Origin of the sequence: Salegentibacter sp. BDJ18 (genome assembly GCF_017579965.1) — a bacterium.
Taxonomy (GTDB): domain Bacteria; phylum Bacteroidota; class Bacteroidia; order Flavobacteriales; family Flavobacteriaceae; genus Salegentibacter.
Window position 1 is genome coordinate 378,171 of sequence record NZ_JAFLQX010000003.1, and the last position, 17,098, is coordinate 395,268.

Genomic DNA, 17,098 nt, shown 5'->3' on the forward strand with positions numbered 1-17,098 from the left:
TAACGCCCTTTCAGGGCTTATTTTTTATATATTTGAACGATGGGTGGAGCCCTGAAAGCGCGTAATATTGATATACCAACTACAATGGGCCAATCTCTTGTATAAAATTATGTCCATCTTATATTCAGCACTTTTAAAGTATCTTTAGGCTATGCAGCATCCAAATGAAAAGCTTATTATTGATTTTTACCGGGCCTTCCAAAACGGAGATCCAAAAGCTATGAACGCCTGTTACCATAAGAACATAGTCTTTTATGATCCTGCTTTTGGACATATAAAGGGAGACCGGGTGAGAGCCATGTGGTATATGCTTCTGGAAAAAAGCAGTGGTGATCTAAAGGTAAGGTTTAGCGATATACAGGCCAATGATCATAACGCAAGTGCCAAATGGAGCGCCAGCTATTATTTCGGACCGCAAAAACGCAAGGTGACAAATAATGGGATAGGAACCTTTTACATTCAAAACGGGAAGATCTTGCAACATACAGATCATTTTGACCTTTGGCAATGGTCCCGGCAGGCTCTTGGCTTTAAAGGTTTTTTGTTAGGATGGACCAAATCGATGAAACTTAAGGTCCAGCAGGAATCAAGTAAGATGCTCTCTCGCTACCTTCAAAAAATGCAATCTCTGGAAGAGGATGCCACCTAAATTTTCTCAGATTATTCTAACACGACTGGACCAAAAAAAGACGCCGTACCGCCATTCGCCTGGCAGTGAAAAAAGAATTGCGTGGCAAGGTGCCATTTTCTGAATTGGATAATTTGTTGAAGGAAGTTATTGAAAAAGCCGAAGGGCGGGATAAGGATTGGTCGATTGAGGCTTAGTACTTAAAAAGGTGAATTAGAAAATAAACTTCTTAGAATTTTGGTTTGTAATATTAGTTTAACGGGTCGATTAAAATTAATTCTATCGTAAGAATGTAATAAACATTACTTTTGAAAAAATTAAAATTAACTTAAAAGTGAATAAAAATTTTAAAATTAACTTATAAGTGAATATATTTGCACGTATAAAACCTATAGCAAGATATAATAAAGTGAGTTATTATTCTCTTGTGATTAATGATAATAATCTGTCTCTGTTTGAAGAATTTGTAGCAGTTCAAACGAAATCAAACAAGAGTAAGCTTAATCATATCCTTTCCTGGATTAAAATTATAGGAGTTAAATATGGTGCACAACCCCATCATTTTAGATCTGAAGCAGCAATTGCAGATACTTCTGCATTACCTCCTAAAGGAGTTAGACGAGAACCGGCATACATTGAAAAAGGAAAGAAGTCCAATAATATGCTTAGGTTGTACACCTTCAGACTTAATGAGAACGTTGTATTTTTATTTAGTGGAGACCTTAAAACCTCGCGTTATGCTCAAGATTGCCCAAATGTATCCTCCCACTTCAATTTGGCAAATAAATTAACTGCCGCAATACAATCAGCATTAGAAGAAAAAGAAATCCGTTGGATTGAAGACTTCACACAAATTGAATTTGAACAAGACTTTAAACTAGAGCTTTGATTATGAGTTTTCCTAAGAATAATATTATTGATAACTGGTTAGAAGAGAACGGCGATCCGGAAATAGAAAAGTTGACAGAGCGTAATCTGGCAATTTCCAATAAAGTTCAAGCCATTTTAGACCAAAGGGGTATTAAGCAAAAAGAGTTTGCTGAAATGCTAGGTAAAAAACCCTCCGAAGTCTCTAAGTGGTTAACGGGGTTGCATAATCTTACATTAAAAAGTATTACCAAAATGGAGGTTGCTTTAGATATAGATCTAATAAGCATTGAACCGGTAACAGAATACAGATATGTGTATTTAGGATCTGTAAAGGGTGATGGTTTGGAAGAAGATATCAATGATTATGAAGAAACCTCAGAATACCAAGAAGCAATATAATGAGTAATAACTCTCCTATAATTCCGGAGGAAATTGAGCTTTTCCATATAGAGATTTTAAATAGTAAGATCAAAGAAGGGAAAAAACCTCAGAAACCATCATACGATATTGATGTAGCCCATAAAACTGCTCATAACTTAAAAGATGAAAGGATTAGAATAAAACTATTAATAAATTTATCTGATCAGCAAAAAAAAGAAGACGGTAATCAGTTGGACTTTGAAACAGATTTTCATTTTAAAATACAAAATTTGAAAAATTTCTATGATATTAATGAGGATAATACTCCACGCTTTTCTGGAAATTTAATCGCTACCTTATTAGGTATTAGTTTCTCCACGGCTAGAGGAATGCTTTATGAGCGTTTGGCCAATACAAACTTTCAGGGTGTGATACTTCCAGTAATTTCACCAATAAAAATGTTAGGTACTAAGAGTAAAGGTGAATAATAATAGTTCTGAAAATAATTATAAGAACTACATTTTTCCCAAGATTAATTTTTTCTAAACCTATAGTTACAGGGATTAAAATTTAATATTTGGGGAATACGATCCCCAAAAAACATAATATTTAGGGAATACAATCCCTGAATATGATTGAAAGAACGCTAAAAAAGAAAATAAGATCTATTGTAAAGACCATTTTTCTAACTTATCCAGGACTGAGAATTTATAACTCCTGCTTATAGGAATCGCTTTTCCGTTAACTTCTAGGTACTCATTTGTATAAGACTTCAACGCTTCAAGTGCTACAATAAAAGAACGATGTGTTCTAATAAATTTTGATTCCGGGAGTTCCTTTTCGATATTGCTTAGGGTTTCTCTTATAACCACGGGGCCACTGGAGGTATGAATCTTCAAGTAATCACTTAAACTTTCGATATAGGATATTTCATCTAGGTTGATCCTAATCATTTTACGGTCTGCGCGTACAAATATAAAATCCTTTAGCTCCTCTTTTTCTTCTCCCGTTTGCTGTACTATTTTAGTAAAATGAATTTTATGATAAGTACTTACTGCCCTTAAAAGCCTTTCAAAAGAAATGGGTTTCAAAAGATAGTCCACAGCTTGCAAATCGAACCCATCAATAGCATATTCACGATATGCGGTAGTAAATATGATTTTGATATCACTATTGATCGAACGAGCAAAGGATAATCCTGAAATTTCTGGCATATTAATGTCCAAAAATATTAGGTCCACATTATGCTCATTGAGCAAACTAAATGCTTCACTGGCATTTCCACAGCTACCGATTATCTTTACACTCTTTATTTTAGATAAATGAGACTCTATAATCTCTCTTGCTACAGGCTCATCGTCAACTATAATACAAGATATTTTTTCAGACATGTTGGTAAACTTTTGTATGCATTAAAAAGAGTTGCACTTCAAATGAATTGCTGTTTCTCTTTATAGATAGGGAATGATGATCTGGGTATAATAATTCCAATCGCTTTTCCAGGTTTGTTAATCCTATTCCATTTTCTAATTCATCGTTTTCTATACTTTTAATCGAATTTTTTATAGTGAAATTTATAATAGACCCATCTATTTTTAGTCGAATAGCTATGCTCATTTTCCCTTCAATAAGCTGTCCGTGTTTGAAACTATTCTCCACGAGCGGAATAAATAACATGGGCGCAATGCTAATATCTTCCATATTTTCCGGAAGATCAAGATCAACTAATAAGTTACTGCCATATCTCATTTTTTCCAATGCCAAATAATCTTTTATGTGTTCTATTTCACTACTAAGGCTTACCAAGGGCTTATCTGCCTGATACAACAAATAATCAAGAAGGTTTGAAAGCTTCAGGATCATATCTGGTGTTTCCTCAGACTTTTTTAATGCGTGGCCATAAAGGGTATTAAGTGTATTAAAAAGGAAATGAGGATGAACCTGCAATTTAAGATAGTTCAGCTCTTGTTCTTTAAGCTTCAACTGCCCTTCAAGAATCTTATTCTCTAATAATCTATTTTTTGCTATAGCTGCATAATTCTGTTTTAGCAAGGTAAATGAACTCACTAATAATACAACCAGATACACCAGTAACATCATAGATAAAAGACTTCGGCTAAGAGGTGGCATTTCACTGTAGTTCATATTCAAGACAAAAACAAGTCCGTAGAAGATAGAAAGTACAATGGCAAAAGCAGATAAAACCAGCGTGTAAAAGCTATAAAGAGTAAAAAGTAGATACCTTTTTTTAAGCAAAAAATTAGGAATGAGATAGTAAATTATAGTGTAGGTAGTGATGATTGTTACCGGTAGAAGAAATACCGAAAAAGAACCGGAAAAAAAGATATTCTCATTGGGAGCACCCAAAAAATAGGAGAAAAACAGGAGCACAAGAATCCAAAAAATGCTGTGCAACAAAATTTTCCTCGAGCAGAAATATGCAAATCGGTTAAGCTTCATAACCAGTACAATATCCAAATTATTTTAGTGAAATTTACTTAATTGCGATGAATAACACCTTTTTAGCTGCTTTTAACTGTTGCAGTTTATTTTAACCGTAATGAGAACAAATTCTGCTAAAAACAGAAAGGAAACAGTTGTCCATCGACTTTTGAATCGATAGCCGTGAAAAGACTGTAGATTTGTATAAGGACAATTTAAAAATTGAATTATGCAATTAGCACTACAAGAAGGAGCGCACAGAGGTATATTAGAAGTTCTTGCTGCAAGGTTTCAGGAAGGGGGATTTTTTATAATGATGCTTATCCTAATCGTTGGAATTATAGGTTTATTTCTTCTGGTGCGAGGAATTTATTTAGTTCGCAATCGAAACCCCAGAATAGAGAAAACGATTATTATTATAAACTCTCTGGGACTTTTTGCTTTGGTGCTGGGGGTCTTTGGACAGTTAATTCAATTAATCAATACCCTGGATTATCTCAGCTCCTTTGAAGGAACCACCCCACGGGATTTCGCCGATGGCCTAAAAACAACAATGCTACCGACTTTATTCGGAGCTTTTATTTTCCTGTTTACACGATTGTCTACTATTTTACTCCATTGGATAAAACCCTTTCAGGAAAAAGAGGATAAATCCGTCTTTTCTAAAGAGTCTAATTAATCTTCCAATTTTAAAAAAGATATATTATGAAAAAATTAATCTTACTATTACTTCTGGTTTTATCGGGATACCTCTTAAAAGCGCAGGAAAATCATCGAACGGAAACATTAGACAGCTTATTTGATATCGTTAATTCAAAGGAAAAAGGAATGGGAAGTATTTCCATTTTCTCAAACGGAAAGGAGTTTTATCAGCGATCCATCGGGTATTCCGATGTAGAAAAGAATTTTGAAGCAAATGCAACTACAAAGTATCGGATTGGATCCATTACTAAAACCTTTACCGCCGTAGTTATTATGCAGCTTGTTGAAGAAGATAAGCTGAAGAAGGATAGTTATTTAAGTGATTTTTTTCCGGATGTACCCAACTCAGAAAAAATAACATTAGAGCATTTATTGCGACACGAAAGCGGAATATTTAATGTAACGGATGATAAAGATTTCACTACCTGGATGAAAAAACCACAAACCCGGGAAGCGATGCTAAAAAGAATAATTAAAAATGGAACCCTATTTGAGCCCGGCGATGAAACACGCTATTCAAATTCAAACTATTTAATACTTTCTTATATAGCCGAAATTGTTGAGAAGAAAGATTACGCTGCAATAGTAGAGCAAAGAATTATAGATAAACTTCATTTAAAAAATACGTTTTATGGAGGAAAAATTAATGCTGAAGATAACCAGGCCAGATCTTATGTAAAAACCGAAGGTAATTGGAAGGTTACCCCCGAGACAGATATGAGTGTCCCAATGGGTGCTGGAGGCCTTGTTTCTACACCCGAAGATCTAAATATATTTTATTACAATTTATTTGAGGGCGATCTTATGTCAAAAGCTTCGCTGGAAGCTATGAAAACAACAAATGATGGAACAGGACTGGGATTAATGAAATTAACCTTTAATGGTTTTGAAGTCTATGGTCACGGCGGTGGGATAGATGGATTCTCATCTATTGCAGTCCACTTTCCAGAAGAAAAAATAACGGCATCATACATTGCGAATGCCTCGGATTATCCTCTTAATAGTATCTTTATCGAAGCGATGAAAATCACCCTTAGTTTACCCTATCAAATTCCCGATTTCGCACCTCCGACGGCACTTGACCCTCAAGTACTTGATCAATATAAGGGAACCTATGGAAGTGCTGAATTTCCCATAGATGTTGCCATTTTTCATAAGGAAGGTATTTTATATGCACAGGGTACTGATCAACCGCCGGTTCCACTAGATGTCGCTGGAGAAAATATTTTTAAGGCCGATCAGCTGATGCTTAAACTTACTTTTATTCCTAAAGAGGAAAAGATGATGTTGGAACAGGGCGGGAAGATATATGAGCTTAAAAGGGAGTAAGTTGATCTAGAATGGATTACTAATTTGAGTTGAGTCTTAGTTCTGATGTTTAGGCAATTGTTTGTAAAAAATAAAACGATGTAACACAGATGTAACTAAGCTTTAATTCTTAACTGTTAACCCAGGAAAATAGCAGCCTTAAGATGTAACTAGTAAGTAACTGATGGACTAAAGGAAAAATGGGCATTAGCTTGGCCCGGGCAACCTCCCATGCTTTTCATCTTATATTATTAAATTAATAGTGTTAAACCTAAATGCCTTTTAGAGGGACTTGGTATAATTGACACTCATTTTCTATTTTACTGCAGCAATAATTCACTGGCTTCCATTTTTTGCCCTGTCCTTTATAGCAGATAAGCCAACATATAGCTTATAGAGTCCCTGATAAACCTACCCAAATAGCAAAACAGATACCGATTTTAAAAAGAACCATTGGGTACCGCGAACGAAGTTAAGAAGATAAAGTCATCTGATTGCTTAACAAATATTTGTATTGTTTAATCAGGTTTTTTGATTAATTTCGCAGTGTGGAAAAAACTTCATACATAAGATTATCCAGTACCCAAATAGATAAAGTTGGAAATGCTATTATTTATCTCTCAAACAAAATTCCGAACTTGTCTAAAACAAAAGCTCTAAAGCTTATTTATATATTAGATGAGTTATCTATAAAAAAGAGCGGCATTCCATACTTTAACCTAAAGTATAAAGTTTGGAAGTTTGGACCAGTTTCTGAAGAAATCTTTATTGATCTTTCGTCTGAAACCACGTTGCTTAAGAAATATATTGAAAGATCTTCAGAAGAAGGTACTACTGTCATTAATCCGATCTCTGAATTTAATGATGATGAGTTCTCTGATAACGACATCGATTTATTGGATTTTGTTATTGAAGAATTTGGTAATAAAACTGCTAAAAATTTAGTTTTTTACACCCATAGAAAAAACTCTCCGTGGCATAATACTGCTTTAGAAAATTCAGTCCTTGAATTATTAGAAAGTGAGGAAATTAATAATACTGAACTTTTAATTGATATGGGATCTTTGGTAAACCACGACGAAAGAAAAAAAATGATCTACAACGAGTTTCAGGAATCACATTAATAAGATGTTTAAAGAAGGTAACATTATCTACTTTGATCCTTTCTACTTTAAAAATGGTAATAAAGCAAAACCAAAATATTTTGTTGTTTTAAAGAATCAAAATGACCAAAATGTGCTTGCTTCACTCCCTACAAGAACAGATTCCATACCTACTAAAAGCGAAATTGATAATGGCTGCTTAGATTTACCTGAAATTAATTTAAACTGTTTCGTAATTTCCGCTGATAAAAAAGTTACTAATTGTGGTAAATTTTTTGATTTCAAAACTCATATTTACGGACATCAAATCGATGTATATGAGGTTGATTTTTTAAAAGAAATCTACCCTATTGAAAACTCCGATTACGAAATCTGGGGTGAAATGATAGAAGATTTATTTACCGAATTAAAGGAGTGTTTAAAAAATTCTAGATCAGTTAAAAGGAAATACAAGAAAATCCTAAACTCTTAATTTCAAGACTGCATATCTTATAGTGCGTAAAAAATTTTTAATCCAAAAGTGAATTCTTAGGATCTTCCAAATAATTTTCTCTTGTAACTCTTAAGGACTTCCCTTTCTTATATGTAGTATTCCTATACAGAATTACAGTCAACTGCCTATACTGATAAATTTATATTGCAGATAGTTAGCCTTAGTTTATTACTTTTTTAAAATCTCAGCGGCCTAAAACATTTAAACAATTTTCTCATTTTTTTTTGAGACTATCTGCTTATGTTACGGGGATGTGATTCGGGTTCTTAAAAAACTTTTTTATTGCAACAATAATTCACTTGCTTCATCCAGTATGGCAGTATCGAGCTCTTTAAGATAAGCTTTGGTGGTTTTTATATCCTGGTGGCCCAGGGATTCACTTATTATGTCTGTTCCCGCACCTTTTTGTTTTAAGCAGTTGGCGAAGCTATGCCTGGCGACATAACTCGTAACCGGTTTATCAATTCCGGCAAGACTGGCTAATTCCTTCAAATCCTTATTAAACTTGCTGAGGGTTTTTCTTTTTCTATCGTTTAATTGAGTGGGGGTGAGGTTTTCCCTAAGGAGTATTGGAAAAATGTACGGGCTTTTATTTTTGCGGTAATAGTCAAGTATGTCCTTTACCGGGGGCATAATTTTTATAATGAAGTTTCCTTTGGTTTTGGCTCGCGTGTAATGAATTCTGTCGCCGGAAACATTTTCCCATCTGAGTCTCATCATATCGGCGAAATTCATTCCCCGGGTATAGAAGCTAAAAATAAAATAATTTCTACTATTGACTAAATGAGGCTTATCACTCAGATCTAAATTTTGTAGGTTATGAACTTCTTCAATATTAAGGGCTTTTTTAATTGATTTGCCTTTTAGTTTGGATATTTTATAATGTTTAAAAGGGTAAAGTTTTTCGTCTATTATTCCCCTTTTTATTGCCACGTTGAAAATAGCCCTTATAGCTCGCATTTTAACCCCAATACCTCCACCGGTTCCGCCTTTATTGCGAAGGTGTACTTCATATTTATCTAAAAAGGTAGGGGTCACTTCGTAAAAATGTAAAGACTTTTGTTTCACGAATCTTTGTACCGAATTTTTAGTGTGGTGATAAATGGCTGCATTGCTCATTCTCCCTGCTTCTTTAAATTCATCAATTTGCTCTTGCCAAAACGCGAATATATTTGAAGCTTCAGGATTTGATTGCGTTCTAAATTTCCTTTCAAAATCATTCAGGCTATAGAAATCATGGTTCATTTCCAATTCACTAATGACTTCTAAAGCACGATCTTCAAATTTTCCTATTAATCGATTAGACTTAAGTTGTTGACTGAATTTCTTATTAAAGCGTCCCAACTTAGAATCCCATTCATTTAAATTAGCTTCGAATGGAGTTCCGAAAAATTTAGATTTACGATCTTTGGTTACCCTTAATAAGACTGGGTATTTTCCGTTTCTTAGTGAAGTTTTACGAAGGATGGTTTTAATTGAAGCCATAGCTTTATCTTTTAAATTTCCATCGATTTTATGTACAACATATGTACAACAAATTGACAAATAAAGGTAATTTAAAGAAACCAAAATAAAAATAAATATTCATAAAACATTGATAATCAGGTAAATGAAAGTAAATGAAAATTACGGGTAGTCTAATTTAGACTTCTCATAATCAAGGGGTCCCTGGTTCGAGCCCAGGTGGGACCACTTATAAACAAAGGCTTCACAAGGTTTTACCTGTGAAGCCTTTTTTCATTTGCACATAATTTGCACATATAGTTTCTTTAACTTGATTTTAACATCAAAACACTTCAATTGAGATCAAAAGTAATTTCTGTATATCATTAGATTTCCTAAGCCTTATCGATTCCTTTTAAAGGATGCTTCAAAGGATCTACTCCTGTAATTTTATCCTGCTCAATAAATTAGCAAATTATTTAAGAATTTAAATTACCCTTTATCACATCCTGCAACCTACTTGATAGCCCGAAAATTGTGGTTTTTAGACATAAATATTATTCTTTAGTCACATCCTGATCACATAATTAGGAAGCCCAATAAGGAACATACATCCTTGATGTGTCATATTCTGCTATAACTCCAGCTCCAATAGCCTCTCTGATTAACCGAGATATTATTGAATAATTCTTTTTATCAATATCAAACCTTTCCCGTAAACTTTGATTCGTCATATATTCCCCTGACACATATTTAAGACAACAATGCTGATAACAGGCTCTTACTTTATCTGGTTTAGACATTTGCCTTAATGATTTTGGAGAGTACATTACGACTCTGGTATAATTGTCTCCCGCAATAAATTCTGGAGCTGGTAATTGGTATACTTCAATCTGAGCAATAACTTTATCGACCCCACTTCCTCTTTCCTCACAAATATTCATTCTTCGCATTAGGCTAGCTAACAATTCATTTCTGCTCTCAGGACTATGATCTATAAATCGGTTTACGTCAATTAAAGGTTTACCAGGATTACTGATTTCAATTCGATTGTCAAAAATTTCAACCATAACACTCGTTCCTCTTACGGTGAAATCTTGATGGATTAAAGCATTCGCAAGTAGTTCTCTAATTGCAAGTTCTGGATAGATATTAACTTGTTTTCTGAATACACGGCCAATTTCTTCATTTGAAGGAAGCTTATCATTTACGTAATTAACCAATTTTTCAAAAGCAACAGCGTAGCCTAATTTACCTTCCTGCTCTTTTATTGTTTTCAATTTGTTATTTCCGTCGTAGAGTATTACCCGCGGAACCTTTCGTGCCAGATGTTCAAATTCGTTTAAGTCATTGGCAAAAAGAATAGCTCCTAAGTTGGTAATATGATATTTATTAAGTCTCTTGAAAATCAGTTTTTCTTCTTCTAATTTTAAAAGTATTTGTTCCTTATTTGGGGGTAGAGGAATTTTTAAGAGTTTAAAAACTGACGGATAATCTATTAACTCTAAAACCTTATCAGCAGAGATATTACGTTTTGCAAACTCCTTTTCAAAAACTACATTTTTCGCTTTCTGCCAAATTTTACTTTCCTTTTCAGGATGCTCCTTCAAAGGCTTCTTGTAAGATCCTATTCTTATAAATGCCTCCCCTTTAAACTTTACTGGTTGATTATTGGCAGCCTCAATTTGGAATACCACCAAGTTTTTATCTTGATGGGAAAATTCAAAAATTTGATAGTCAATCCTGGGATTTAACAAAGTTGACAACCAATTTTGTAATTCCTGTTGCTTAATTTTTTCTTTACGTGGCTCGAAATTAGTTCCTACAACTTTATGAGTATCGTCTTCAATTCCATAAACTAAATAGCCAAACTCCTTATTCTCGAGACAAGCAGAGTTAGAAAGTGCAGATATATATTCCCCTATCATTTTAGGATCACTGTTATTAGTTTTAAATTCAACCCATTCACTCTCCTGAGGTAATGCTCTGAGTTCTTCTATTAACAATTTTAATTCTTCATTATTCATACTAAAGTCACATCTATATCATATAGTTTCTTCCCTATATTCAAGGGTTTAGGCTATATCAAACTAGTTTAGTCACATCCTAGTCACATGTATTATTTAATCATTTTACAAATAAATTTTTAAAACACTCCATTAGTAAAATAAGTGTAGTAAATTTTATCCAACTTCCAATTAATTAGGACCTAAAATACACATATAATATTTAGTGTTTCAATTCCATTGAACTGTTCAATTCACAATCTCATTCACTAAATCAATTCGTTCAAGAAGGCGGTTTACGAGTTCTTCTTTGGACACAAAATATTTCTTGTATTTTCCCGTAGTCTTTCCATTAGTTAAAGATACAGTTACTCTCCAACTGCCATCGCTTAATTGGCTTGCTAATTCGGGTATCTCTTTAGAAGGAATGAACAATATATTTTCATCCATTTCCATTTTTTCCTGATTAAAAGAAAGTCCAATCACATAGTATGAATGATGTGGCTTAAATGTGTTACCATTGATAGTAAGTATCAAGCGATTCCGTTTATGAACATTAAACCGAGTTTTAACCTGAATATAAACCGGATTGTATATTTTCTCTTTCAAAACTATCAAGTCAATACCCCGATCATCAATTACAGGTTTATAAACATTCAAAAGTCCCTGGCTATAAAGCAGAATTATTTCCTTAATTCTATCTTCTCCAATATTCCCTTTCGATTGAGAAGACAGGCCGGATACGTCTATAAAGTTGTCATCTTCCTTTTCTTCTGAATCTTCAATTTTCGTTTTTTCCTTTAACGTAATGTTGATTAATTCCTGTGAAACTTCTACGGAAATCATATCGCCTGCCGATAAATCGTATTTTCTATAGAATGGTGTTAAGCCAAAAATCCTATTATGATCTGAATTGTAGCTTTTTATCTTTGGTTTATTTTCACCGGCAAGTAAAACCTTTACTTCTGCATTTTCATTCGGTAACATTGCTCTTACCTCCGCCGGGACATATAAAAATCCCAATTTTTTTTCTACACCAATTAATTTGCGCTGGTAACGCATTGATTCGCTCATCATTCTCAACTTTTTCTTTTTAAACCATCAAAGGCTGCTGGGTTTCCACTTTTTAAATATGCCCTAATTCTATCTGGCGAAGGAGTCTGCCATAGGTTAAATTCATTCCGAATTCGAGTTCCCTGCATTATTATGGTTACCATTTCTTCAATTTCATCCTTTTTCCTTTCCTTTCTGGTTTTCGAGCTGGGAGTTTTCCCTTTAAGTTTTGGATAAAAATTAACTTCAGTCAGGCGTTGTAGGATTAATTCTTGGTTAGCTTCAATCCTTTCCATTCTTTCGGATAATTTCAGGAGTAATTCGTCCATAAATTCAATATTTTATTTCGACATTTTTGATTAGAAAGCTCTTTCACTTCTTTTTCTTACTAACTAAGCCTCCACCGGCCAATCCTTATACTGCCCTTCGGCTTGTTCAATTACTTCCTTGAGTAAATTATCCAGTTCTGAGAATGGTACTTTTCCGCGGAGTTCTTTTTTTACGGCCAGGCGTATGGCAGCTCTGGCATCTTCTTTCTTGGTCCAGTCGAGTTGCAGGTTTTTCTTTACCGATGCTACAACTTTGTGCACTAAATCCTGAATAGGTCCAGCTTCATTGATGATCTTTTGACTGGCAGACAAAAGATCATAAAATGCCAGTTCATCTTCGGTTAAACCGAGTTGTTTGGTTCTAATATCATCTTGCTGAAATTCTTCAGCGATGTCCAGTAAATGCTTAATCGCGGCTATGGAATCCAGGCTGTTTTTATGATAATTACTCAGGACCTTTTCCAGCTCGTCACGAAGTCGCCGTGCTTTTTTAATATTCTTGGGCATTCTTACCCTAAGTTCATCATTGATGATCCTTCGCAGCAATTCGATTTTTACATTCTCGTCGCCTTTTTCTTTCACGGTAGCCTGAAAACGATCGTCGATAATGGAAATATCTATCTTATCCAGGTCATACATTTTTGCCAGGTCTACAATCTCCTGGGATTCCAATGATTTACTGATAAGGTCTTTGATCCGCTCGTTTTTCTCTCGCTGTGGGCCCGGTGGGAATTTAATTTTCCTGATGGTTTTCCTTATTTTTTGAATAATGGCCACATCATCCTGAATTTCCCAAATACGTTTATCTGAGCTGGTCATCGACACCAATTCCGATAGTTTTCTTTCTTCCCGTAAAAAGTTATCGGTTATAGGATCAGTTTGAAGTAGATCGTTTATCACTTTCTTAGACCACCGCAGTTTTTCTCGATCATCCATTTTGTCGATTTCATCCATACTAAAATCGCCCATCAACTCTTTTACGGTTTCCAGTTGCTCGAAACATAAGTTTACGGCAAGTTCAATATCTACTGCGGGTTTTCCTTTTCCTCCTCCGGAAGTGTACTTCTTGGTAGCTTCTGCCAGGTAGCCGGAAATTCCAATAAAATCTACCACCAAACCACTGGGTTTGTCTTCAAAAACACGATTCACCCGGGCGATGGCTTGCATCAAATTATGACCTTTCATAATCTTATCTACATACATCGTATGTATAATCGGCGCATCAAACCCGGTAAGCCACATATCACGGACGATCACCATCTTTAAAGGATCCTTCGGATTTCGGAAGCGCTTTTTAATCGCTTCCATAGCATCTTTGGTTCGTATATGCTTATTCCATTCCGGTGGATCTTTGCTGATATTTCCGGTCATAATCACCGCAATTTCAGGGCAGCCATCCAAAGCAGTTAGTGCGTCATACATTTTTACACAATTACGCCTACTCATACAAACCACCATCGCTTTTCCTTCCAGCGTAGTTGTTCTTGCCAGGAAATGCTCCAGGATATCCCCGGCCACCTTTTCTACCCGGCTCTGCGCTCCTGCGGCATCTTCTATGGCGGCCCAAACCGCATTTGAGGGATTATCTGCATCGTCTTCAATTTCATCGAGCTGTGCGCTGTAGGCGGCTTTAATATTTAAAGGAACCATTTTTGGCTCGTAATAAATGGGCACCGTAGCGCCATCTTTCACCGCCTGTTCTATATCATAACTGTGCAGGGTAGGACCGAACACCATTTGCGTATCGGCATCTTTACTGTCTACCGGCGTACCGGTAAACCCAATAAAAGAAGCATTGGGTAAAGCTCTCCGTATATTTTGTGCGAAGCCGCCATCTTGAAACCCGTATTGGGTACGGTGGGCTTCATCGGCCATAATGATTAGGTTGTATCTTTCTGAAAGTACCGGGTGCCGGGTTTCTTTTCCTGTTTCCAGGTCTTTTAAACGGAATTTCTCAATGGTGGTAAAAATTACCCCGCCCCCATCTGAATGTAACAGATTCCTTAATTCTTCTGTAGTATCAGCGTGCTGTACATCGCCTACCAGGTCTTTTGCCAACACAAAATTTTCGTATAACTGCTGATCCAGATCGGAACGGTCTACCTGGATTACAATGGTAGGGTTTTTCATTTCCGGCATTTGCCGTAGGATACCCGTAAGAATCGCCATTGAAATACTTTTTCCCGATCCTTGGGTATGCCAGATTACTCCCAGCCGACCATCGCCCTGAGGTTTTATATTTTCCACCGCACTTTTCACTGCTTTTTCAATACCCCAATATTGATGGTATTTCGCACCTTTTTTAATGATTTTTCCGTTATGGTCTTCGTGGAAAATAAAATTCTGAATATAGTTTAACAGAAGGGCTTTTGGAAAAAGACCGTTGAGTAAAGTTTCCAGCTGAAACTCCGTCTCCTGTTTTATATCATCGCCCTTTAAACTTTTCCAGGGGGCAAACCATTTTAAGGAGGAATTATACATCCCGTGCAGGGTTTGCATCCCGTCTGAAACAATGCTAATAGCATTAAAATCGAATAATTGTGGAATATCCTGAAGGTAATGGCCAATTTGCCGGTGTGCGTTGTCTACCCCAACTTCGGCATCAAACATATTTTTGAACTCAAAAACGATGAGCGGAAGGCCATTGATAAAGATGACCAAATCTGCACGTCGACTGTTTTTACCAATCACTTTTACCTCATCGGAACAGATAAACTGGTTTTTCTCCGGTTCGCGGTAATTTATAGGGTAAATATGTTTAGCCAGTTCTTTGCCTGATTTATCTTTCCAAAAAACTGAAATGCCCTGGGTAAGTTTACGATGAAAATCACGGTTGCGGTGGTCTAAATCCATCCCGGAATGCTGGGTAAAACTCGCCAGTGCTTCATTAATAGCCGTGGCAGGAACGTCGGGATAGGTGGAAACCAGGAAATTGCTCAGCTCGTCTTCCAGCACTACCTTTTTAAGGTCCCGGTTTAGGGAATTTCCCTCCCGGTGCTGGTAGCCCAGGTCTTTTAGGTATTCAATTGCCGCATTTTGAACCGTAATTTCTATCATAAGACTTCAGATAAGGTTTTCTTAGCATCTTTTACCCGGACTTCCCCGCTGATGAGTTTTGGAAGAAGGGTGTCTCGAAGTTGAGTGAGGGTTTGGTTTTCAAGGATATTATTTTCTATTTGGTCGTAGTAATTTTTAGCTTCTACTTTATATTCATCTATTTCATTACCTACTACAATAGGTAGGTTCCTGAAATTTGTTTTACTAATTTCCTTAAAGGTGCTTCCATTTGCTTTGGAGATTATCAAATTCATATTATGTACTGTCCAACCGTGTAATTGATATAAACTTAAAGTTTTGTTCGGAATCATTGTTATAAAGCCTTGATTAGTACAAGCTTCATTTCTACTGATTGTAATAGCTCCTATGGTAGCTCGGCTTGACATTAAAAGTGAATTCTTCGGAAATACTTTTGCCGAACTTTTTGCTAAACCTTTTTCAGTTATTTTTTTGGCTGTGCCTAAAGAAAATAATGAATTTGATTTAGTAAGATCGGTTGGAGAATACCAGTCTATTGTTCCATTTTCCCAATATTCAGAAATTTTAGTTTTAGGCGTTCCTCCTCCTAAAGTTTCTATTACCTTACCTATTGGCTTCACTTCCCATCCCTTCGGAATTTCACCCACTTCAGAAGCTACAAATTCCCCATCCTGAAAAGGCCCAAAATCAACAAACCAATGTTTATATAATGCCATTGCCATTTCTTCCAGGGTTTTGTTCATCTGGAGGTTGAGCCCGATCTTATCGTCTAAGGCAGAGAGTATGGAGGCGATGGATTTTTGTTCTTGGAGAGGAGGTAGGTTAATTTCAAATGCAGCAAACTGTTTTGCATTAGCACCTGGTTGGGCAGATCCTCCTTTAATCGCATCAACATAATTTTTCCAACTATTGGACCTTAAAACAAAATCAATAAAATCTGGAAAGGCAATCTTTTTATTTAATCTATACCGAATTAAATAGGAAGCATAAACAGCATTAATTTTATTCTTAATCATTGACGTCGCGCCCGTTGAATTTCCAGTTCTGGCTACTACAATGTCACCGATTTCAACCTGATATTTGATCAAATCTTTTTCTGAGATTTTACAATATGGAACTTCCTTCCAATCGATGAAATCATTTTGGATATCTGTTATTCTCAGGAATTTCGGACCTATTTCTTCTTTTGAAGCACTTTCAGTGTAGCCATAAGAAATGTCGTCACTTAAATCTCCTAAATTATATTTCTTCCAGTTCTCTGGCATTAGTTGTTTGTTATTTCATTCAACATCTCAGCTATGAGCTTTTATCGTTTTCATCCCAAA

The 17,098-nt window shown here is 35.5% G+C and carries 16 protein-coding genes; 8 read left to right on the top strand and 8 right to left on the bottom strand.

The genetic code is table 11. The features are described 5' to 3' along the window. Window positions 1–151: 151 nt before the first annotated feature. The 4 genes from J0871_RS04190 to J0871_RS04205 all read left to right on the top strand — a co-directional run bounded on the left by J0871_RS04190 (window position 152) and on the right by J0871_RS04205 (window position 2,346). The gene (locus J0871_RS04190; protein WP_208223666.1) at window positions 152–649 is read left to right on the top strand and encodes a nuclear transport factor 2 family protein; all 498 of its coding nucleotides are present in this window, start codon (window positions 152–154) and stop codon (window positions 647–649) included. A gap of 343 nt (window positions 650–992) precedes the next feature. After that, a complete protein-coding gene (locus J0871_RS04195) occupies window positions 993–1,517 on the top strand; it encodes a hypothetical protein (protein ID WP_208223667.1) in 525 nt (174 codons plus the stop codon). A 2-nt stretch (window positions 1,518–1,519) separates the two neighbouring features. Continuing rightward, window positions 1,520–1,897, top strand: a complete 378-nt coding sequence (locus J0871_RS04200) for a helix-turn-helix transcriptional regulator (protein ID WP_208223668.1) — start codon at window positions 1,520–1,522, stop codon at window positions 1,895–1,897. After that, on the top strand, window positions 1,897–2,346 hold the full coding sequence (locus J0871_RS04205) for a hypothetical protein (RefSeq protein ID WP_208223669.1): 450 nt from the start codon (window positions 1,897–1,899) through the stop codon (window positions 2,344–2,346). Before J0871_RS04200 ends, J0871_RS04205 begins: the two co-directional genes overlap by 1 nt. 177 nt (window positions 2,347–2,523) lie before the next feature. On the opposite strand, the gene J0871_RS04210 is transcribed toward J0871_RS04205, so the two are convergent. Further along, window positions 2,524–3,249 carry a LytTR family DNA-binding domain-containing protein gene (locus J0871_RS04210; protein WP_208223670.1) on the bottom strand — a complete coding sequence of 242 codons (726 nt, stop codon included), beginning with the start codon at window positions 3,247–3,249 and terminating at the stop codon, window positions 2,524–2,526. Then, window positions 3,242–4,114, bottom strand: a complete 873-nt coding sequence (locus tag J0871_RS04215; protein ID WP_243870381.1) for a histidine kinase — start codon at window positions 4,112–4,114, stop codon at window positions 3,242–3,244. The genes J0871_RS04210 and J0871_RS04215 overlap by 8 nt, the downstream gene beginning before the upstream one ends. Window positions 4,115–4,529: 415 nt before the next feature. Between J0871_RS04215 and J0871_RS04220 the strand changes: the two genes are divergently transcribed. From J0871_RS04220 to J0871_RS04235, 4 genes are all read left to right on the top strand, one after another. Continuing rightward, window positions 4,530–4,979, top strand: a complete 450-nt coding sequence (locus J0871_RS04220) for a MotA/TolQ/ExbB proton channel family protein (RefSeq protein WP_208223671.1) — start codon at window positions 4,530–4,532, stop codon at window positions 4,977–4,979. 26 nt (window positions 4,980–5,005) lie between these two features. Then, entirely contained in the window at window positions 5,006–6,331 is a 1,326-nt protein-coding gene (locus tag J0871_RS04225; RefSeq protein WP_208223672.1) for a serine hydrolase domain-containing protein, read from the top strand. Window positions 6,332–6,858: 527 nt separating this feature from the next. Next, window positions 6,859–7,434, top strand: a complete 576-nt coding sequence (locus tag J0871_RS04230; protein WP_208223673.1) for a Panacea domain-containing protein — start codon at window positions 6,859–6,861, stop codon at window positions 7,432–7,434. A 4-nt stretch (window positions 7,435–7,438) separates the two neighbouring features. Next, a complete protein-coding gene (locus tag J0871_RS04235; RefSeq protein WP_208223675.1) occupies window positions 7,439–7,885 on the top strand; it encodes a hypothetical protein in 447 nt (148 codons plus the stop codon). A gap of 300 nt (window positions 7,886–8,185) precedes the next feature. Here J0871_RS04235 and J0871_RS04240 read toward each other — a convergent pair whose 3' ends face one another. The 6 genes from J0871_RS04240 to J0871_RS04265 form a co-directional block, all read right to left on the bottom strand. Further along, a complete protein-coding gene (locus J0871_RS04240) occupies window positions 8,186–9,391 on the bottom strand; it encodes a site-specific integrase (protein WP_208223677.1) in 1,206 nt (401 codons plus the stop codon). 545 nt (window positions 9,392–9,936) lie between these two features. After that, window positions 9,937–11,376: an ATP-binding protein gene (locus tag J0871_RS04245; protein ID WP_208223679.1), complete on the bottom strand. Its 1,440-nt coding sequence runs from the start codon at window positions 11,374–11,376 to the stop codon at window positions 9,937–9,939. Between the two features lie 228 nt (window positions 11,377–11,604). Further along, window positions 11,605–12,432 carry a hypothetical protein gene (locus J0871_RS04250; protein WP_208223681.1) on the bottom strand — a complete coding sequence of 276 codons (828 nt, stop codon included), beginning with the start codon at window positions 12,430–12,432 and terminating at the stop codon, window positions 11,605–11,607. 2 nt (window positions 12,433–12,434) lie between these two features. Further along, window positions 12,435–12,737: a hypothetical protein gene (locus tag J0871_RS04255; protein WP_208223683.1), complete on the bottom strand. Its 303-nt coding sequence runs from the start codon at window positions 12,735–12,737 to the stop codon at window positions 12,435–12,437. A gap of 63 nt (window positions 12,738–12,800) precedes the next feature. Beyond that, window positions 12,801–15,794 carry a type I restriction endonuclease subunit R gene (locus J0871_RS04260; RefSeq protein WP_208223685.1) on the bottom strand — a complete coding sequence of 998 codons (2,994 nt, stop codon included), beginning with the start codon at window positions 15,792–15,794 and terminating at the stop codon, window positions 12,801–12,803. Beyond that, entirely contained in the window at window positions 15,791–17,038 is a 1,248-nt protein-coding gene (locus J0871_RS04265; protein WP_208223687.1) for a restriction endonuclease subunit S, read from the bottom strand. Before J0871_RS04265 ends, J0871_RS04260 begins: the two co-directional genes overlap by 4 nt. Window positions 17,039–17,098 lie beyond the last annotated feature (60 nt).